This window comes from Luteibacter mycovicinus (assembly GCF_000745235.1).
GTDB classification, from domain to species: Bacteria; Pseudomonadota; Gammaproteobacteria; order Xanthomonadales; family Rhodanobacteraceae; genus Luteibacter; species Luteibacter mycovicinus.
Genome location: NZ_JQNL01000001.1, coordinates 77,773 through 98,218 on the forward strand (window position 1 = coordinate 77,773; position 20,446 = coordinate 98,218).

Annotated in this window: 13 protein-coding genes; 11 read left to right on the top strand and 2 right to left on the bottom strand. The window is 65.1% G+C overall.

Annotated elements, in window-relative coordinates:
- Positions 1-188: 188 nt before the first annotated feature.
- From cyoA to FA85_RS00365, 7 genes are all read left to right on the top strand, one after another.
- The gene (gene cyoA, locus FA85_RS00335; RefSeq protein WP_081907477.1) at positions 189-1,205 is read left to right on the top strand and encodes a ubiquinol oxidase subunit II; all 1,017 of its coding nucleotides are present in this window, start codon (positions 189-191) and stop codon (positions 1,203-1,205) included.
- Between the two features lie 83 nt (positions 1,206-1,288).
- Positions 1,289-3,289 carry a cytochrome o ubiquinol oxidase subunit I gene (gene cyoB, locus FA85_RS00340; protein WP_036113152.1) on the top strand — a complete coding sequence of 667 codons (2,001 nt, stop codon included), beginning with the start codon at positions 1,289-1,291 and terminating at the stop codon, positions 3,287-3,289.
- A 19-nt stretch (positions 3,290-3,308) separates the two neighbouring features.
- A complete protein-coding gene (gene cyoC, locus FA85_RS00345; protein WP_051944243.1) occupies positions 3,309-3,935 on the top strand; it encodes a cytochrome o ubiquinol oxidase subunit III in 627 nt (208 codons plus the stop codon).
- Positions 3,932-4,309, top strand: coding sequence for a cytochrome o ubiquinol oxidase subunit IV (gene cyoD / locus FA85_RS00350; RefSeq protein WP_036113146.1), 378 nt, complete (start codon positions 3,932-3,934; stop codon positions 4,307-4,309). The genes cyoC and cyoD overlap by 4 nt, the downstream gene beginning before the upstream one ends.
- 214 nt (positions 4,310-4,523) lie before the next feature.
- Positions 4,524-5,366, top strand: coding sequence for a tetratricopeptide repeat protein (locus FA85_RS00355; RefSeq protein WP_081908588.1), 843 nt, complete (start codon positions 4,524-4,526; stop codon positions 5,364-5,366).
- A gap of 54 nt (positions 5,367-5,420) precedes the next feature.
- Positions 5,421-7,211 (top strand): peptide-N4-asparagine amidase, encoded by a 1,791-nt coding sequence (locus FA85_RS00360; RefSeq protein ID WP_051943645.1) that lies wholly within the window; start codon positions 5,421-5,423, stop codon positions 7,209-7,211.
- A gap of 118 nt (positions 7,212-7,329) precedes the next feature.
- A complete protein-coding gene (locus FA85_RS00365) occupies positions 7,330-9,201 on the top strand; it encodes a beta-ketoacyl-[acyl-carrier-protein] synthase family protein (protein WP_036113140.1) in 1,872 nt (623 codons plus the stop codon).
- Here the strand turns inward: FA85_RS00365 and FA85_RS00370 are convergent, their stop codons facing one another.
- Both FA85_RS00370 and FA85_RS00375 read right to left on the bottom strand, forming a co-directional pair.
- Positions 9,202-10,527 carry an ATP-binding protein gene (locus FA85_RS00370; RefSeq protein WP_036113136.1) on the bottom strand — a complete coding sequence of 442 codons (1,326 nt, stop codon included), beginning with the start codon at positions 10,525-10,527 and terminating at the stop codon, positions 9,202-9,204.
- The gene (locus FA85_RS00375) at positions 10,524-11,375 is read right to left on the bottom strand and encodes a response regulator transcription factor (protein WP_081907475.1); all 852 of its coding nucleotides are present in this window, start codon (positions 11,373-11,375) and stop codon (positions 10,524-10,526) included. The genes FA85_RS00370 and FA85_RS00375 overlap by 4 nt, the downstream gene beginning before the upstream one ends.
- A gap of 60 nt (positions 11,376-11,435) precedes the next feature.
- Between FA85_RS00375 and FA85_RS00380 the strand changes: the two genes are divergently transcribed.
- The 4 genes from FA85_RS00380 to FA85_RS00395 are packed head-to-tail and all read left to right on the top strand — an operon-like array spanning position 11,436 to position 20,432.
- Positions 11,436-12,659 (top strand): MdtA/MuxA family multidrug efflux RND transporter periplasmic adaptor subunit, encoded by a 1,224-nt coding sequence (locus FA85_RS00380; protein ID WP_051943643.1) that lies wholly within the window; start codon positions 11,436-11,438, stop codon positions 12,657-12,659.
- Positions 12,656-15,769, top strand: coding sequence for an efflux RND transporter permease subunit (locus FA85_RS00385; protein ID WP_036113128.1), 3,114 nt, complete (start codon positions 12,656-12,658; stop codon positions 15,767-15,769). Before FA85_RS00380 ends, FA85_RS00385 begins: the two co-directional genes overlap by 4 nt.
- The gene (locus FA85_RS00390; protein WP_036113125.1) at positions 15,766-19,038 is read left to right on the top strand and encodes an efflux RND transporter permease subunit; all 3,273 of its coding nucleotides are present in this window, start codon (positions 15,766-15,768) and stop codon (positions 19,036-19,038) included. Before FA85_RS00385 ends, FA85_RS00390 begins: the two co-directional genes overlap by 4 nt.
- On the top strand, positions 19,035-20,432 hold the full coding sequence (locus tag FA85_RS00395) for an efflux transporter outer membrane subunit (RefSeq protein ID WP_036113122.1): 1,398 nt from the start codon (positions 19,035-19,037) through the stop codon (positions 20,430-20,432). The genes FA85_RS00390 and FA85_RS00395 overlap by 4 nt, the downstream gene beginning before the upstream one ends.
- The last annotated feature ends 14 nt before the right edge of the window (positions 20,433-20,446 follow it).

The following is a 20,446-nucleotide window of genomic DNA, read 5'->3' on the forward strand; positions in this document are numbered from 1 at the left end:
GCCGTCCGCCCAGACCAGCCTCGGGTCCCGGCCAACGGTATCGAAATGGCCATCGGGCCAGCGACGCAGCACGGCGTCGTGCTCGCTGTCCGTAGACAACGCGGTCGCTGTCGACACGCAACCGGGCATCGCAGCCAAAATTGACCCAGGTCAGGATCGATCGGCAATTGCCGCCCTATCGTTCCGCCATGACCCCGAGAACCCCCTTAGCCCACTGGGCCCGTAGTGCACTAGTCGCGGTGCCGCTCATCCTTCTGAGCGGCTGCAAAATGGTGGTGATGGATCCCACCGGCGACATAGCCATACAGGAACGCAACCTCATCCTTGTCGCCACGGGCATGATGCTTCTGGTGATCCTGCCGGTCATGGCACTCACGGTCATCTTCGCGCTGCGCTACCGCAAAGGTCGCAATCCCAAGGCATACGACCCCCATTTCACGCACTCCACCCGGATCGAACTGGTCGTCTGGACCATCCCTCTCCTCATCATCGCCTGCCTTGGCGTCATCACCTGGACGAGCACGCACCTGCTCGATCCCTTCCGTCCGCTGGACCGGATCTCGGCGACCAAGCCGCTTCCCAAAGACATGAAGCCGCTGGATATCCAGGTCGTGGCCATGGACTGGAAGTGGCTGTTCATCTACCCCGAGCAGGGCATCGCCACGGTGAACGAACTCGAGCTGCCCGTGGATGTGCCGGTGCGCTTCTCGATCACCGCGACCAGCCAGATGAACACGTTCTACGCGCCCACGATGGCCGGCATGATCTACGCCATGCCGGGCATGAAGTCGATGCTGCACGCGGTGCTCAATGAACCGGGCGACACCTGGGGCTACTCCGGCAATTACACCGGCGCAGGCTACTCGGACATGCGTTTCATGCTGCACGGGGTGGATCAGGCGGGCTTCGACGCCTGGGTGAGCAAGGTCAGGTCCTCCGGCGAGTCTCTGTCGACCGAACGTTACCTAACGCTCGACGAGCCCAGCGAAAAGGTGCCGGTGATGCACTTCGCCGCCGTCGAGGCCGACATCTTCAACCGGGCGGTCAACCGCTGCGTCAAGCCGGGCACGCCCTGCATCGCCGATGTCATGGCGCTGGACCGCGCCGCCGATCAGGGTCGCTACCAGGCACCCAGGGCCGCCGCCAGCGATGCGTCGATGCATGACGACATGTCCCACGACGCCATGCCACACGGCAGCCCCTGAGCGAACCCTCGCGCCGACACCCTCTTCTTCCTCTCCGCCCCGGCCGCCTCGTGTGGGCCGCGGGCCTGAACCCCGGGCCGACCATGCTAGACCAAGGCTTTCTCAAGGCACCACTCGGGCGGTTATCGCTCGATTCCCTTCCACTCCACGAGCCCATCCTGATCGGTACCTTCATCGGCGTCGCGGTGCTGGGCCTCGTCGTCGTCGCCGCGCTCACCTGGCTCGGCCGATGGGGCTGGCTCTGGCGTGAGTGGCTCACCAGCGTCGATCACAAGAAGATCGGCATCATGTACGTCATCCTCGGCATCATCATGCTGTTGCGCGGGTTTTCCGACGCGCTGATGATGCGCGCCCAGCAGGCGGTCGCCTTTGGCGCCAACCAGGGCTACCTGCCCGCCAGTCACTACGACCAGATCTTCACCGCGCACGGCACGATCATGATCTTCTTCGTGGCGATCCCGCTGGTGGTAGGCATCATCAACTTCGTGATGCCTCTGCAGATCGGCGCGCGCGATGTGGCTTTTCCGTATCTCAACAACCTCAGCTTCTGGCTGACTGCTTCCGGAGCGGTGCTGACGATGATCTCGCTCTTCGTGGGCGAGTTCGCGCGCACCGGCTGGTTGTCGTATGCCCCGCTGGCCGAGCTGCAGTACAGCCCCGACTCCGGTGTCGACTACTACCTGTGGTCACTGGAGATAGCGGGTGTCGGTACGACGCTGTCCGCGATCAACATGGTGGCGACCATCATCAAGATGCGTGCCCCCGGCATGACCCTGATGAAGATGCCGGTGTTCACCTGGACCGCGCTGTGCAGCAACATCCTGGCGATCGCGATCTTCCCGGCACTCACCGCGGCGTTCTTCCTGCTGATCCTGGATCGCTATGCCGGCACGCAGTTCTTCACGAACGAGCTGGGCGGCAGCCCGATGATGTACTGGAACATGGTCTGGATCTGGGGTCACCCGGAGGTGTACGTCCTGATCCTGCCCGCTTTCGGCATCTACTCCGAGATCACCTCCACGTTCACCGGCAAGCGGCTGTTCGGCTACTCCTCGATGGTCTACGCCACCGTGGTCATCACGCTGCTTTCGTACCTTGTCTGGCTGCATCACTTCTTCACCATGGGCTCCGGCGCGTCGGTGAACTCGTTCTTCGGTATCGCGACGATGATCATCGCCATCCCGACCGGCGCCAAGGTATTCAACTGGCTGTTCACCATGTATCGCGGCGAGATCCGCTTCGAGCTGCCGATGATGTGGGTGGTCGCGTTCATGCTGACCTTCGTGGTCGGTGGCATGACCGGCGTGCTGCTGGCGGTGCCGCCGGCGGACTTCGTGCTGCACAACTCGCTGTTCCTCGTCGCCCACTTCCACAACACGATCATCGGCGGTGTGGTGTTCGGCCTCTTCGCTGGCATGACCTACTGGTTCCCCAAGGCCTTCGGTTTCCGGATGGACGAGTTCTGGGGCAAGGTCGCCTTCTGGGGCTGGGTGGTCGGTTACTGGGTGGCCTGGACGCCGATCTACATCGTCGGCCTGATGGGTGTGCCGCGTCGCGTGCACCACCTGGACGATGCCTCGCTGCGCCCCTACTTCGTCGTCGCGGCCATCGGTGCGGTCATCATCCTGATCGGCATCCTCGGCTTCGTCATGAGCATCGTCATGGGTATCGTGAAGCGCAAGGCACTGGCCGACGTTACCGGCGATCCATGGAACGCCCGCACGCTCGAGTGGTCGACCTCGTCGCCGCCGCCGGCCTATAACTTCGCCTTCCAGCCGGTCGTGCACGACCTCGACGCCTGGCACGACATGAAGGAAAACGGTTATGTCCGCCCGACCACAGGCTTCAATCCGGTGCATATGCCGCGCAACACGGGTGTCGGCATCTATGTGGCCGCATTGAGCCTGACCCTCGGCTTCGGCATGGTCTGGTACATCTGGTGGCTTGCCGCGATCAGCTTCGTCGGCATCGCGCTGGTCTCGATCCTGCACACTTTCAACTATCGCCGCGACTACTTCATTCCCGGGCACGAGATCGCCGTGACGGAAGACGCGCGCACGCGTTCACTGGCCACGGGAGCCTGATATGAGCAGCAACGTAGCCATGCCGAGCCGCCACGACGGTTCCGTAGCCACCCGCACCTGGTTCGTCGCCACGGAAGATCACGCACACGGTGGCGGAGCCACCCTGATCGGGTTCTGGATCTATCTGATGAGCGATGCGCTCATCTTCGCCTCGCTGTTCGCGGTGTTCGGCGTGCTCGGCCGCAACTATGCCGGCGGCCCCGGCCCGAAGCAGCTGTTCGACCTGTCGCTGGTCGCCCTCAATACCGGCTTGCTGCTGGCGTCGTCCATCACCTTCGGCATCGCGATGATGGCGATGGAGTCGGATCGCGTGAAGCGGACGATGTTCTGGCTCGTCATCACCGGCTTGCTGGGCCTCGGCTTCCTGTGCGTCGAGATGCACGAGTTCGCCGAACTCGTCGCCCAGGGCGCCACACCCCAGCGCAGTGCCTTCCTCTCGATTTTCTTCACGCTGGTCGGGACCCACGGCGCCCATGTCGCATTCGGTCTGATCTGGCTGGTGACCATGCTGATCCAGATCGGTCAGCGAGGCCTCCACGTCGAGAACCGCCGCCGCATCGTCTGCCTTTCGATGTTCTGGCACTTCCTCGACATCGTCTGGATCGGCGTCTTCACCTTCGTCTATCTGTATGGAGTCATCCGGTGACCACTTCCGCCGCCTCCCATCCCGCCGACCACGGCCACAGCCACGGCAACAAGCAACGTTTCATCACCGGCTCCGCCCTTGCCGTTCTGCTCACCGCGATTCCTTTCTGGCTGGTGATGAGCGGCGGACTGCACAGCGGCAGCGCCACGGCCCTGACGATCTTCGCCTTCGCCATGGTCCAGATCGTCGTCCATGTCGTTTACTTCCTGCATGTGGACACGAAGAGCGAGGGCGGATGGACGCTGATGGCGACCCTCTTCACGGCCATCATCGTCGTTCTGACGATCGTCGGTTCGATCTGGGTGATGTATCACCTGGACGTCAACATGATGCCGATGCCCACAGCGCCGGGCGGCATGGGCGCGATGCACTGAGTGTCCGTCGGGCCGGGGCGGACCGGGAGCGATCGTCGACATGAACGGAGGGATGTCGTTCGCAAGAAGTTGCTTCGGGGCGTGGCTACACTTCGCCGCACGTCGCCGCGATTGATCTTCAGGCGTGGCGTCCGCACATCCGGAACAGGACGCCTCGCACGAACTTTCCGTCGTGCGGCGACTCAAACCGCCATCCCGCGCTTCGGACACACACATGAAAAAGACGTTGCTTGCCCTTAGCCTGATGTTTGTCGCCGCGGCCGCCAGCGCAGGCGATTCGCCGAAGGACGTCCAGGCGATGATCGGCCGTGGCGACTTCCCCGCCGCCGAGACGGCGTTGCGTGAGGCCGTTTCGGAACACCCGCAGAGCGCCAAGGCGCACTACGTGCTGGCGGAAGTCCTGGCGCACGAAGGCAACATCGGTGAGGCCCGGGCGGAAGCCAACAAGGCCGCCACGCTGGATCCGGCGACCCGTTTCACCGATCCCGCCCGGTTCCAGCAGTTCCAGAGCAAACTCAACCAGGCCATGGCGCCGCCGTCGGCCAGTCGCCCGGCTGCCCGCCAGGCGGCTTACGGCGGTGCCCCGGCGGTGGCACCTCCGAAGGAGGCGTCCTTTCCATGGTCTGGACTTCTGATCGGCGCAGGAGTTATCGCGCTCATCGCCTTCCTGTGGTCTCGCCGCCGCCGTGATGTTGCGCCGCCTTTCGCCGGCGCGCCTTATGGTTCGCCCATGAACGGTGGCCCGGGCCCGGGTTATGGGCCGAACTACGGTTACCCGCCGCAGGCTCCCTCGTCGGGCGCCGGTGCCGCGGTGGCCGCGGGTCTGGGTGGTCTGGCCGCGGGCGCCCTGCTCCACGAGGCGTTTCGTAGCCACGGCTCGGGTGAGACCTCGCGCGAGGCGGGCTTCGCCAATCCACCGCCGCAGCAGGACGCCTCTCCGTCCGGTCAGGCGTATGACGACCTGCGCGACGATCCGATCGACATGGGCAACAACGACAGCTCGTGGGATCAGGGCGATTCGGGCGACAGCGGGAGCTTCGACGATAACCAGTGGTAAAACCTATGCTACGTTTCCCGCGCAGGGGGCAGTTTGTCGCGGGAGAACGGGCGCATGGCTGTCATCGTCGGGGCGGGCCGCAAAGGCCTGTGGGTGGGGTTGTTCGGTTGCATGATGGTAAACACGGCGCCCGCTGCATTCGCAGCGGCGGCGCCGGGTTTCAATGTCGGTTCCGCTAACGTCGCGGTAGCCGACCCAGCGGTACCGAGGCCGCCGGGCAAGGCGTGCACGGTCGAGCTGTTCGAGGGTTTCAGCTTTACCGACTTCTCCAACCACCCATATACGTATGCGCCACCGGTGGGCTGCGGCAAGTCGTGGTCGAAGGTCGTGCTGGAAGCGGATTTCTCCGTCACCGCCGGAAGGCAGTTCGACCGCACCGCGTCCTTGTGGCTCGGCGGTGCGAACATCTATTTCGGTACCACGCAGGAACCTTCAGCCGCCGTCTCGCCGAGCTGGCACATCGAACGCGATGTCAGCGACTTCGCGAGTCTGCTCGGCAATGCGCAGACGGGTCAGGCCATCCTGGGCAACGTCGTCGACGGAACCTATACCGGTGTGATCAGTGGCTCGGCTCGGCTGGTCTTCTATCCCGCGAACGTACTGGCACCGAAGGTCGATGCCCCGGATGCGGTATTCCCGCTATCGGACGGCACGGCGGGCGGTCCGGTCACCCTGAACACCGGCGCGGACGTCCTCTCACGCACGCTGACCTTGCCGACGAACGTCGAGCGCGCCTACCTGGATGTCTTCGCCCAGGGCCAGGGTGGTGACGAGTTCTGGTACTCCTGTGTGCCCGATGCGCTGGCTGAGGAGGCTCAGAGCTGCGGCGGCGGTTCGTACCGCGAGGTGCAGGTATCGATCGACGGAACCGCGGCAGGCGTCGCGCCGGTGTATCCGTGGATCTTCACCGGTGGCATCGATCCGTACATGTGGCGGCCCACGCCGGGCGTGCAGACGCTGAATTTCCTGCCCTATCGCGTGGACCTCACGCCGTTCGCCGCGTTGCTCAATGACGGCAAGGCGCATGCGGTGGCGATCGGCGTTACGGGAGCCAATGGCTATTTCGCGGTCACCGGCAACCTCTTCGTCTATCTCGATCGCGGCCGCAAGGTTCTCACGGGCAGCGTCACGGCCAATACGTTGCAGGGTCAGGCAGCCGTCGCCGCGGTCGACAACCGGCTGACCGACAACGCCGGAGTCGTCGGGGGCTCGGTGGCCACCCAGGCGTCGCGTCGCTTCCGCACCGCGGGCTATGTCGATACGTCTCACGGCAGGGTCACCACCGACGTGACGCAGACGGTGGCCTTCCGCAACACCCAGACCTTCGCCATCGACCCATCGCGGTATGACCAGCGCATCGATCAGCTGTCCACGGTCGACAGCACGACGAAGACACGGCAGGGTCCGTTCGGCGTTACCGTCACCAGCGAGGCGCATTTCGATTATCCACTGGTCGCCAGTTTCCGTTACACGTTCGACGCGGCCGGCAACGTCGCGACGGCGCCGAGCGCTGTCACGCAGGGCTATTCGAGGCAGTTCACGAAGAAGCTGGGCAGCCTCGTTCTCTATCGCAGCGACGTGGACAACAGCATCGATACCGCGGACACGCTGGTCTTCACGGACGGTGCGGTGACCAGCCACACCGGCCAGCGCAGCACGCAGGTGTTCCGCTTCAAGGACAACCTTGGCAGTTGCTACGGAAGGGATATCGCGACCGCGACAGGCGTACTGACCGCGGCGACGGATGGCGGCGATTGCGCGAAGGGGCGTAACCAGGTGCTGTGGTTCACACACCCGGATGGATCGCCGGATACGTCACGGACGGAAGACCCGGGTCTCTTCTGAACCAGGCTGTGGTGGGAGCCCGCCGTCATTGCGGCTCCCTATCACAGGGATGTGTCGATACGGGTGGCGTCTTCGGATCTATAATGGGGAATTCATCTGTATCGGTACCCGTCCGGGCATGGCTATCCTGAAAACGAATCAAGTCCTCGTCACCGTCGGCACGGCCTGCACCTTGTCGGCCGTCGGTTCGACGGAAACCTATCAGGCCCTCGTCGCCCGGTCGGAAGAATTCCTTCCGCTGGCCGCGTTCGACGCGGGTCTGGTGGAGATCGATCCGGAATCCGCCAGCGCAGCGGACGGCATGCGCTGGGCCGGGGGCGAACACGCAGGTGAGCCTGTCACGCTGGACGAACTGAAGCGCCTGCACGGCGACAGTCTCCGCGCCAACAGCGGCATACGCCATGTGCCCAACGTGCGCGAACTGGCGCCGCGCGTGGTAACCGACATCGCCGCACCGTTGCCGCACGACCTGGAGACCGTCGGACTGCGTCGCCTCGCCGGTCTGCGATATGAGGATATCCGCGCGTCGAAGCTCAAGGACATGCACGGTCTTTTCCAGGATGATCCGTTGCTCAGCCCGTCGTTGCAGGCCCAGCTGTTCGCCTATGGCGCGCTCGGCGCGCTGGCCGGGCTGCCGCGCCCGCTGTCCGAACTGGTCCCCAACCCGTTCGGCTTCCGTGTGGCGTCAGCGACGGCATTCGGCGGTAACGAAGCGCTGGGCCAATGGCTGCGGCCGGATGCGCCGCTGCCCGAAGGCGGCTTTCCGAAGGACACCTTCGCGGTCCGGCTGGCGCACTCGCTGGGTTCGCACGGCCCTGCCCTCGTCTCGACCATGCTGTCGCCGTCGTACAGCATCAGCCGCGTTCTGAAGAACCCGGAACTGCGCGAGTCGCTGCGCTCCGACGATGTCGGCTTCATGCGCGTCCCGCAGGCGCCGATGACCGCCGTGGGCGCCTGCGCGTCGAGTCTGGTCGCGCTGGCGGACATCGCGCCGCAGCTGCTGTTCGACTACCCCGGTTTTCAGAAGCCGCAGATGGTGCTCCTTACCGCGGCCGACGCCGCGCTGCAGCCACGCTTCGGCATCCTCGAAGCGTTCGGTGGCGGTGCGCTGATGACCGGCGACAAGCTGGCCGCCAAGAACGCCGCGCACGACGACGGCAATGTACGCAGCGTGCACGATTCGCTCGCGCCTTTCGACATCGATGCCGACGGCACCGTGGTCGGCCACGGGGGCTCGGGCCTGCTGGTGACGACCCTGGAGTTCGCCCTCACCAACCAGCTGGATATTACGTCCATCATCGTCGGCTGGGGCCAGAGTGCGGAAGCCGGTGGCAAGGCGCATTTCGCCGGTGTCGGCTTCGGCGGTGAGAACGCGCTGGTACAGGCGCTCGACATGGCCCATGCCGGCCATGGTTACGGCGTGCACGACTTCCAGTACCTCGCGGCGCACGCGACGGGCACGCGTACCAACTCCAAGACCGACCTCGGCACCGCACTGGCTGGCTTACGCGGCGCGGCGCAGCGGCAGGGTGTCGAGGGTGATCTGCCCAAGCTCTTCGTGGGCACGCCGAAGGCCGTCGGCGACGGTCACACGATGGGCGAGACCGGCCTGAAGGCGCTGTCTCAGGCATTGCAGTTCGTACTCGGCCGCAAGGCGCCCGGCGTCCCGACACTGCGCCGGCTGGACCCCGACCTGGCCGATGTCGCGGCGCACTTCCATCTGCAGGCCGACCCGTCCGACGGCAACGCGGACGGTGGCGCCATCTGCGCCACGCAGGGTTTCGGCGGCTACAACGGCGCGGTGGCCCTGCGCTCCGCGACACCGGCGACGATCGCGAAATACGAAGGCGATCCGGCGGTACTCGAAGCGTATCTCGCCGCGTGGCCGACGGTCCGCGCCGACCGCGAGAAGCGTGAGCGCGTCGCCCGCCGTAGCCCCAGGCTCGCCCTCAACATGGCCGAGACGCACCGCTGGATCGGCCTGGACTGATCACTGGGCGGATGCGACGAGGGGCAGTTCGATCAGCGCGAGCAGCCCCCCTTCCACGCGATTCGACAGCGTCAGGCGGCCGCCGTGCTCCTGCACGATGTCGCTGACGATCGACAGGCCAAGGCCCAGACTGCCCGGTCGCGCGTTACGGGACGGGTCCAGCCGGACGAAGGGCTCGATCGCTTCGGCCAGCTGATGAGCCGGGATGCCGGGGCCGTCGTCCCCAATCGTCACCGCCACCCGGTCGCCGGCGGATGTGGCGATCACATCGATGCGCGAGCCGAACGCGATCGCGTTCTCGAGCAGGTTGCCGACCGCCCGCTGGATCGCATTCGGTTTGCACACGACCGTCAGGGCATCCGGCCCGGTGTAGTGGATCTCGACACCGGCATCCGCGTACTCGTCGCAAATCGTCTGCAACAGTGCCGCAAGATCGAGCGGCTCGAAGGCTTCCGACGAACTCCGGTTGCCTAGATAGCCGAGTGCGGAGGTCACCATGTCCTGCATCAGGATGGTCTCGCGCGACAGCTTCTGCACCATCTGTGTCGGTTCCGCCGTGTCCAGCTGGAGACGCATGCGGGTCAACGGCGATCGCATGTCGTGACTTATCGCGGCCAACATGCGGGTGCGGTCCTGGATCGAGCGCGTTACGCGCTCCTGCATCAGGTTGAACGCGTGCGCGGCACGCCGGATCTCGAGCGGACCTTCTTCCGCCAGTGGCACGAACGACATCTGTTCACCGAACGTCGTGACCTGGTCGGACAGCCGCCGCAGCGGACGTATGACCAGCCATACCGCCCATGCGGACATGAGAACGACCGCGACACCCAGAAAGACAAGTGCCCCGACCAACGGGAAGGTCAGCCGTCGACGGGTGCCGTTGACGGCATGCGTACGCACCGCAAGCGTCTGCTCGCCCAGGCCGACAAGGATCTGCACACGGGTCTCGAGCGGCGCATCGCTGCATTCGCGCACGGTGACCTTGCCGCTCGTCGTGGCAAGGTCGTCCTGGAGCACCGCTTCGAGCTCACGCGTGTCTTTGGATAGCACGTCGCACACCGATGCCGCCGTCGCCAGTCTGGCCTCGGTAAGCGGCCAGCGCACGCCGGCCAGCAACGCGGCGCGATCGCGCTCCGGGACGCCACGCAAACCGTCCACCAGACTTTCGATACGAAAGGCGACCGACCACGGCCACGGTGGACGCGGTGGCGCGTTGGGGTAAAGCCACGAAAACAGCGCGAGGGAAAACAGGAAGGTGACCGTCGACGAACTGGCCGTGATCATCAGAATCTGGCCGACGGTACTGCGGAAGAAGCGGCCGATCATCCGGCGGTCACATCGCGCTGAAATGCATAACCATCCGACCGCATGGTGCGAATGGGATCGTCGAGCGGATCGGTTCCGGCCAGCTTGCGACGCAGCCGACTGATGAGCAGATCCACCGAGCGCGCGGAGATCGGAAAGCCCTGGCCACGGGTCAGGCCGATGAGCTCGTCACGCGAGAGCACCTCGCGCGGATGCTGACACAGCGCGAGCAACAGATCCGTCTCCGTACCTGTCAAGGGAATGCGCACGCCCGCGTCACTGCGCAGAAAGCGTTTTGCCGGAAAAAAGGTAAAGCCCTGGAAGCGCAGCACCAGGCCATCCGCGCCGCTTGCGGCGACCGTGGGAGCATCGGCCGTCATGGGTCGACGCAGCACGGCACGGATTCGCGCCACCAGTTCACGCAGATCCACCGGCTTGGTCATGTAATCGTCCGCGCCCAGCTCGAGCCCGACCACTTTGTCGGTGGACTCACCCAGCGCGGTAAGCATGATGATCCGCGGCGAACCCCTGGCCTGCATGCGGCGGCAGAACGACAGCCCGTCCTCCCCGGGCAGCATCACGTCGAGCAGCATCACCTCGACATCGCCGCGTGCCAGCAGGGGCTCCGCCGCTTCCGCGCTGTCGGCTTCGGAGACGACGAACCCCTTCCCTCGCAGGAAGTCCGCCAGCGGCTGGCGAATACCGGGGTCGTCCTCGACCAGGAGAATGTGCGGAGTGGCCAACGCGCCCTGCCTTTTTGCGGTTCGTCGATATTCTGCGGCATCACCGAGGCGGATAACCAGCGAATGCGGTGTTTGTTTAAATACTGACACACTGTGTAAATGTGTTTTGATATCAACAAGATGCATTGTCTCGACAAGGGTCCGGTGTCACCGTGTCGACCATCCGAATCTCCCTGATGGCCCGCCATGCACCCGCGCACCGAACCGCAATCGTCCTCCACCCCGTCACGCCGTCGCGTCGGCCTTTGGGTATCCGTCGTCGCGGTCGTACTCCTGATCGCCGCGTTCATCGCGTGGCGGGTGGTGTCGGGTACGGGCGGTAGCGGCCATCAGGGAGGTCCGGGTGCACAGCAGACGGCGACCTCGGTCGGCGTGGCGACGGCCACCAGGGCCGACGTCCCGGTCACGCTGGAATCGATCGCCACGGTCACATCGCTGGCTACCGCCACCGTGAAGGCGCAGATCAGCGGCTACCTCACCTCCATCGCCTTTCGCGAAGGCCAGACGGTGAAGGCGGGCGACGTACTCGCGCAGGTGGACCCGCGTCCTTACCAGATCGCCCTGGCGCAGTATCAGGGCCAGCTGCAGAAGGATCAGGCCACGCTGGAAAACGCGCGCCTCGATCTGCGGCGCTACCAGCAGCTGATGAAACAGGACTCGACATCGAAGCAGACGGTGGACACGGCCATCGCTTCGGTGCACGAGTACGAAGGCACGGTGCGGACGGATCAGGCCCAGGTCGACACGCAGAAGCTCAACCTGACCTATGCGCGCATCACCTCGCCGATCGACGGCAGGACCGGCTTTCGCCAGGTGGACGTCGGCAACTACGTGACCTCGTCGGACACCGATGGCGTCGTGGTGGTGACCCAGATGGATCCGATCTCGGTCGTGTTCACGCTGCCGGAAGATTCGCTGGCCGCGGTGCTGAAGCCGGCGGCCGACGGTAAGCCGCGGCCGGTATCGGTCTGGGACCGTACGTTCAGCACGAAGCTGGCCGATGGCACCCTGGATACGATCGACAACGCGGTCGATACGAGCACCGGCACGGTCAAGCTGCGCGCCTTGTTCGCCAATCCCGACGGGCGTCTGTTCCCCAACGAATTCGTCAACGCGTCGCTGCTGGTCGACACTCTGCGCGATGCCGTGACGGTGCCGACGACGGCCGTGCAGACCGGTACACCGGGCACCTATGTCTACGTGCTCAAGAGCGACCGCACGGTATCGCTGCGCAAGATCACGACCGGTCCTTCCGCCGACGGCAACGTCGCCGTGACCTCCGGACTGAACGTGGGCGACGTCGTGGTCGTGGACGGTGCGGATCACCTCAGTGACGGTGCTAGGGTCGTCGTGCCGGACGAGAAGAAGGCGTCGGTCTCCGGTAAGGCAGCCGCCACGGCCGCCCCATGAATCCGTCGCGCATCTTCATCCTGCGGCCGGTGGCGACCACGCTGCTGATGGCCGCCCTGCTCATCGTCGGCCTCGTCGCATGGCGCTCGTTGCCGCTCTCGGCCCTGCCGGCCGTCGAATACGCGACGATCCAGGTACAGACGTTCTATCCCGGTGCCAGTCCAGACGTCATGACCTCGGCGGTCACCGCGCCGCTCGAGCAGCAACTGGGCACGATGTCGGGCCTGAAGCAGATGTCGTCGCGCTCGTCGGCGGGTGCGTCGGTGATCACGCTGCAGTTCGACATGGCCGTGACCCTGGACGTCGCCGAGCAGGAAGTGCAGGCGTCGATCAACGCGGCCAACAGTCTGCTGCCCAGCGACCTGCCCGCACCGCCGGTGTATGCGAAGGTGAATCCCGCCGACGCGCCGATCATGACGCTGGCGATCACCTCACCCACCCTGCCCCTGACCCAGGTGCAGACGCTGGCGGATACGCGTATCGCCCAGAAAATCTCCCAGCTTCCCGGCGTGGGCCTGGTAACGCTGAGTGGCGGCAACAAGCCGGCGATCCGCGTGCAGGCGAACATCCGCGCCATGTCCGCTTACGGTCTCAATATCGACGATCTGCGCACCACGCTGGACAACATCAATGTCAACACGCCCAAAGGCAGCATCGACGGCCCCAGACGCGCGTACACGATCGATGCCAACGACCAGATCCAGGATCCGGCTGACTACCTCGAGACGATCATCGCGTACAAGAACGGCCGCCCGGTCAAGCTGAAGGACGTCGCCACGGTCGTGGCCGGCTCGGAAAATGCGGAACTCGGGGCGTGGATGAATACGACGCCCGCCATCATCCTCAACGTGCAGCGTCAGTCCGGCGCGAACGTGATCCAGGTGGTCGACAACATCAAGTCGTCGCTGACCCGGTGGACCGCCGGACTGCCCTCGTCCGTCCATGTGGCCGTCCTGACGGACCGCACGACCACCATTCGCGCGTCGGTCCAGGACGTGGAGTTCGAGCTGGTGCTGGCGGTGGCGCTCGTCGTCATGGTCATCTTCCTGTTCCTGCGCAATGTCCGCGCCACCATCATCCCGAGCCTGTCCGTGCCGCTGTCGCTGGTCGGCACGTTCGGTGCCATGTACCTGTGGGGCTTCAGCCTCGATAACCTTTCGCTGATGGCGCTGACCATCGCCACCGGATTCGTCGTGGATGACGCGATCGTGGTGATCGAGAACATCAGCCGCTATATCGAACAAGGCATGCGTCCGCTGGATGCCGCGCTGAAGGGTTCGGAAGAGATCGGCTTCACGATCATCTCGCTGACCGTGTCGCTGCTGGCGGTGCTGATTCCGCTGTTCTTCATGAGCGATGTCATCGGCCGACTGTTCTATGAGTTCGCCGTGACCCTGGCGGTGACGATCGTCCTGTCCGCCGTGGTGTCGCTGACGCTCGTGCCCATGATGTGCGCACGACTGCTTCGTCAGCATCCGGCGGAGCCGAAACAGCCCGACGCCGGAAAGCGGCCGGGATGGTTCGATCGCGTGATCGGCGGCTACGACCGCATTCTCACCGTGGCGCTCGACCACAAGTGGATCACGCTCGGCGTCGCCGCAGGCTCGATCGTGCTGACGGTCCTGCTCTACATCGTGGTCCCCAAGGGCTTCTTCCCGAGCCAGGACACCTCGGTGATCCAGGGCATTACGCAGGCATCCCAGTCGATCTCCTATGACGACATGCGCAAGCGTCAGCTGGCGCTGGCCGAGGTGCTGCTGAAGGATCGCGACGTCGTCAGCCTGTCCTCGTTCATCGGCGTGGACGGTACCAACACGACACTGAGTTCGGGCCGTTTCCAGATCAACGTCCTGCCCAAGGATCAGCGCGACGATTCCATCGACGAAATCATCCGCCGCATCCAGAAGGACGCCGCAAAAATCGCCGGCATCACGCTCTACATGCAGCCGGTACAGGATCTGACCGTCGATACCGAGGTCAGCGCCACCCAGTACCAGTTCATCCTGGACAACCCGTCGCTGGATGAACTGTCCACCTGGACGCCGAAGCTGCTCGCCGAGCTGCGCAAGTCCTCCGAACTGGCGGACGTGACGAGCGACTTGCAGGACAACGCCCTCGCGGCCACGGTCGTGGTCGACCGCGCCACCGCCGCGCGTTTCGGCATCACGCTGGCGACCATCGACAACGCCCTCTACGACAACTTCGGCCAGCGCATCGTCAGCACCGTGTTCACCCAGTCGAGTCAGATGCGGGTGATCCTCGAAATGGATCCGACGCTCGGGCGCGGCCTGAAGACGCTCGATTCCATCTATCTGCCTTCGGCCACCGCCACGACGGGCCAGGTCCCGCTGAGCTCGATCGCAAAAGTCGTGGTGACACATAAGCCGAACCAGATCGGCCACCTCGCACAGTTCCCTGCCACCACCGTATCGTTCAACCTGGCGCCCGGCGCGTCGCTGGGCGCGGCGGTCGACGCCGTGAATCAGGCGCGTAAGACCGTCGGCCTGCCCGAAAGCTTCGGTGTGAACTTCCAGGGCGCGACCGATGCGTTTCAGTCGTCGCTGTCCAACGAACTGTATCTGGTGCTGGCCGCGGTCCTGGTCATGTACGTGGTGCTGGGCGTGTTGTACGAGAGCTTCATCCATCCGCTCACCATTCTGTCGACGCTGCCGTCGGCGGGTATCGGAGCGCTGCTAGCCATGGAGATCAGTGGGTCCGGGCTCGATATCATCGGCATCATCGGTATCGTCCTGCTGATCGGTATCGTGAAGAAGAACGCGATCATGATGATCGACTTCGCGCTGGCCGCCGAACGCGAGGAAGGCCTCAGCCCTCGCGAGGCCATCCACAAAGCCTGCCTGCTGCGCCTGCGCCCGATCCTGATGACGACGATGGCCGCGCTCATCTCGGCCGTGCCGCTCGCTCTGGGCCATGGCAGCGGTTCCGAGCTGCGCCATCCGCTCGGCGTGGCGATGATCGGGGGCCTGCTGGTCAGCCAGCTGCTGACGCTGTTCACCACACCGGCGGTGTATCTGGTGCTGGACCTTGCCGCGCAGCGGTTCCGTCACCATCGCGCCGGCCTGCCCGGTCACGAGGCAAGCCAATCGTGAACCTCAGCGCGATCTTCATCCGGCGCCCGGTCGCGACCATCCTGCTGACCGCGGCCATCGCCGTGGCCGGTGTCCTGGCTTTCCGTCTGCTGCCGGTGGCACCGCTGCCCAACGTCGACTTCCCGACCATCCGCGTGCAGGCGCAGATGGCCGGAGCCAGTTCGGACACCATGGCGTCGACGGTGGCGGCACCGTTGGAGCGCCGGCTGGGCCAGATCGCGGACGTGACGGAGATGACGTCGCAGAGCAGCCTGGGCTCGTCGAACATCACGCTGCAGTTCGGTCTGGACCGCGATATCGAAGGCGCGGCACGCGACGTGGAGGCGGCGATCAACGGGGCCCGCGCGGATCTGCCCGCCAGTCTCAAGGCCAACCCGACCTACCGGAAGTTCAATCCGGCGGATGCGCCGATCATGATTCTGTCGATGACCTCGGACAAGCTGACCACCGGCCAGCTCTACGATCAGGCGTCGAACATTCTCGAGCAGCGTCTGCTTCAGGTGCAGGGCGTCGGCAATGTCGACCTCAACGGCGGTTCGTTGCCCGCCGTACGCGTCGAGATCAATCCCGGCAAGGTGTTCAAGTACGGCATCGGTCTGGAAGACGTGCGTGCCGCGTTGTCCGCCGCCAATGCCGACAGCGCCAAGGGCGTGGTCAACGAGGGCAACCTTCGTTACCAGCTCTACGCCAACGACCAGGTCTCCGAGGCCAGCGACTATCGCGATCTGATCGTCGCCTGGCGCAACCAGCGACCTGTCTACCTCAAGGACATCGCCGAGATCGACGATTCGGTGGAAAGCCTGCGCAACGTCGGCATGGTCAATGGCAAGCAGGGCATCATGCTGTTTATCTTCAAGCAGCCCGGCGGCAATATCGTCAACACGGTGGACGGCATCCGCAAGGTGCTGCCGCAGCTGGAGGCCGCCCTCCCCGCCGGCACGCATATGACGATCGCCGCGGATCGCAGCAGCACCATCCGCGCCTCGCTGTCGCATACCGAAGAAACGCTTATCGTCGCCGTGGTCCTGGTGGTCCTGGTCGTGCTGGTCTTCCTGCGCGAGTGGCGAGCCACGTTGATTCCCGCCGTGGCCGTGCCCGTGTCGATCCTCGGTACGTTCGCGATCATGCGTCTCTGCGGATTCACGCTGGACAATCTGTCGCTGATGGCCCTGACGATCGCCACGGGTTTCGTGGTCGACGATGCCATCGTCGTCCTGGAAAACATCACGCGTCACCGCGAGGCGGGTATGCCTCGCGTCGAGGCGGCCCTGACCGGTGCCAGAGAGGTCGGCTTTACCGTGCTGTCGATGAGCGTATCGCTGATCGCGGTATTCCTGCCTATCGTGCTGCTGGGCGATATCGTGGGACGTCTGTTCCGTGAGTTCGCGCTGGTGCTGTCCGTCGCCATCGGTATATCGCTCGTGCTGGCCTTGTCGACCACTCCCATGATGTGCGCGCTGTTGCTGAAGGACGAAGCAAAGCCGAAGCGGCCAGGCCGCGTCAGTCGCTTCATCGAACGACGCATTCAGGCGGTTCACGACCTGTATGCGCGAACGCTCGGCATTGCGCTGAGGCACCCGCTGGCGGTGATACTTACCTTCTTTCTGACCATCGGCGTCACCGTCGTGCTTTTCACGATCATTCCGAAAACCCTGTTCCCTCAGCAGGACACCGGACTGATGATGGGCGGCATCAACGCCGACGAAAGTACGTCGTTCCAGTCGATGCGCACCAAGCTCACCGAAGCGCAGGCCATCGTGCAGGCGGATCCGGCCGTGCAGACGGTGGTCGGGTTCACCGGCGGCCGCGGTACCAGCACGGCCAACGTCATTGTCGCGCTGAAGCCGCTCGAGGAGCGGACGGCATCGGCGGCACAGGTCATCGCCCGGCTGCGCCCGAAGCTGGCGAACATTCCCGGTGCCCGGCTGATGATGTTCCCGATGCAGGACCTGTCCGCCGGTGGCCGACAGAGCTTCGCGCAGTTCCAGTACACGCTGCAGTCCGATGACAGTGCGCTGCTGAGTGTCTGGTCGAACAAGCTGCTCGACGCACTGAAGTCCAACAAGATGCTCGCCGATGTGAACTCCGACCAGCAGACCGGCGGCCTCGAGACCCGGGTCGTGCTGGACCGCCCGACCATCGCGCGGCTCGGCCTGACACCCGACATCATCGACGCGACGCTTTACGACGCTTACGGCGAGCGTACGGTGTCGACGATCTACAAGGCTCAGAACCAGTACCACGTCGTCATGGAACTCGCGCCGCGGTACCTGCAGGATCCCGAGACGATCAAGGGCATCTACGTCGGCACGTCGGGCGAAGCCGCCACCGGCACGTCGTCGACCAATGCCACGTCGAACACCACCAGTGCGGCGAGTACATCCGCAACGTCCACGTCCTCCGCAGCGACGAACGCCGCGACCAACTCGATCGCGACCAGCGGCGGACGCGCCTCCAGCGGCTCCGCGGTCAGCACGACGGCCGGCACCATGATTCCGCTCTCCTCGTTCGCCACGCTGGCCACCGGCAATACGCCCGTGCAGGTGAGCCACCAGGGCCAGGCCGTCGCGACCACGCTGTCGTTCAACCTGGCGCCGGGTTATGGACTGGCGGATGCGACCAGGGCCATCGAGCAAGCCACGCAGGCCATTCGCATGCCGGTGTCCGTGCGTGGGTCGTTCGGCGGCACGGCAGGCAAGTCGCAGTCGATCATCGCCACGATGCCGCTGCTGATCGGTGCCGCGCTGCTTGCCGTCTATGCGGTTCTGGGCATCCTCTACGAGAGCTACGTCCATCCGCTGACGATCCTGTCGACGTTGCCGTCCGCCGGTGCCGGTGCCGTACTGGCCCTCTTGCTGACCGGTACCGAATTCAGTGTCATCGCGCTGATCGGTGTGTTCCTGCTCATCGGCATCGTCAAGAAGAACGCGATCATGATGGTCGACTTCGCGCTTGAAGCCGAACGCAACGAAGGGCTCGAACCGCTCCAGGCGATCGAGCGTGCCTGTCTGCTGCGCTTCCGCCCCATCCTGATGACGACCTGCGCCGCCCTGCTCGGTGCCTTACCTCTGGTGCTCGATCACGGTATGGGCGCGGAGCTGCGCCGTCCGCTCGGCATCTCCATCATCGGCGGTCTCGTCGTCAGCCAGCTGCTCACGCTGTATACGACGCCCGTCGTCTACCTCTACCTCGACCGCTTCCGCCATCGCTCGCTGGGCTTCTGGCACCGGGCGTTCCCCGGCGCGGCCCTGCCGGATACCCGTCCATGAACCGACTGACCCCCATCTTCCTCGTTGCAGCGATCAGCACCGCCCTCGGTGCCTGCGCCGTCGGGCCGAATTACGAACGCCCGTCGGCACCGGCCCCGGCCGCGTTCAGGGAGGCGCCGGCCGGATGGCAGGCGGCGCAACCGAAGGACGCGGCGCAGCGCGGTCCCTGGTGGAGCGTCTATGGCGATCCCTTGCTCGATCGGCTCGTGTCCCGTGTCGCCATCGACAATCAGAACCTGAAAGCCTACGAAGCCGCGTATCGCGAGGCCGTAGCCGTCGTGGGCGAAGCGCGCGCCGGACTGTCGCCCACGGTGGACCTAGCGCCGACCGCCAGCCGCCAGCACAGTGCGCGCAGCAACAGCACCAGCCGCGCGGCGACCGCGTCGGGCACGTGGGAGCCCGATCTGTGGGGCAAGGCCCGTCGGCAGATCGAGAGCGACACGGCCTCCGCGCAGGCAAGCGCGGCTGAACTGGCCGACCTCACCCTCTCCGCGCAGGCGGAGCTGGTCACCGATTATTTCGAACTGCGCTATCAGGACTCGCTCATCGTGCTCTACCAGCGCACGGTGAATGCCTATGAGCGCAGCCAGCGCATCGCGCGGAACCAGTACGACGCGGGCACCGTGGCACGTTCGGATGTGATCACCGCACAGACCACTCTCGCCACGGCCCGCGCGTCCCTCGTCGGCGCGGAGCGCCTGCGTGACCAGTACGAACATGCGATCGCGCTGCTGGTCAGCAAAGCGCCGGCCGAGCTGACCATTCCGGCGGCCGCGCTGGACACGCCGTTGCCGGAGGTGGCCGGTGTGCTGCCTTCCGCACTGCTCGAGCGCCGGCCGGATATCGCGGAAGCGGAGCGCAGGATGCAGCAGCAGAGCGCCCAGATCGGTGTGGCGCAGGCGGCGTATTACCCGACCATCGACCTGTCGGCGGAAGCCGGATACTCGGGTCTGGGCAAGCTCCTGTCCGCCCCGAATGAGCTCTGGTCGCTGGCGGGAACGGCGACGGAGACCCTCTTCGACGGTGGCCAGCGCAGATCCACGGTCGAAGCCGCGCGCGCGGCCTACGACCAGAGTGTCGCCAGTTACCGGCAGACCGTGCTCGCCGCCTTTCAGGACGTCGAGGACGAGTTGTCCAACCTGCGCGTGCTCGCGCAGCAGTCGGTCGCGCAGGATGAGGCACTGCGCCTCGCACGGCAGGCCGAAACGATCGCGACAAACGAATACCAGGCGGGCACCGTCGACTACACCACGGTCGTGACGGCCCAGGCCACCGCGCTCTCAGCCGAACAGAGCAGCCTTCAGATCACCGAGCAGCGCCTTGTGGCGACGGCGAGCCTGATCCGCGCCCTCGGTGGTGGCTGGTCGACGGCGGACATGGCCAGGGCGCCCTGAGGTCGCTGAATGTC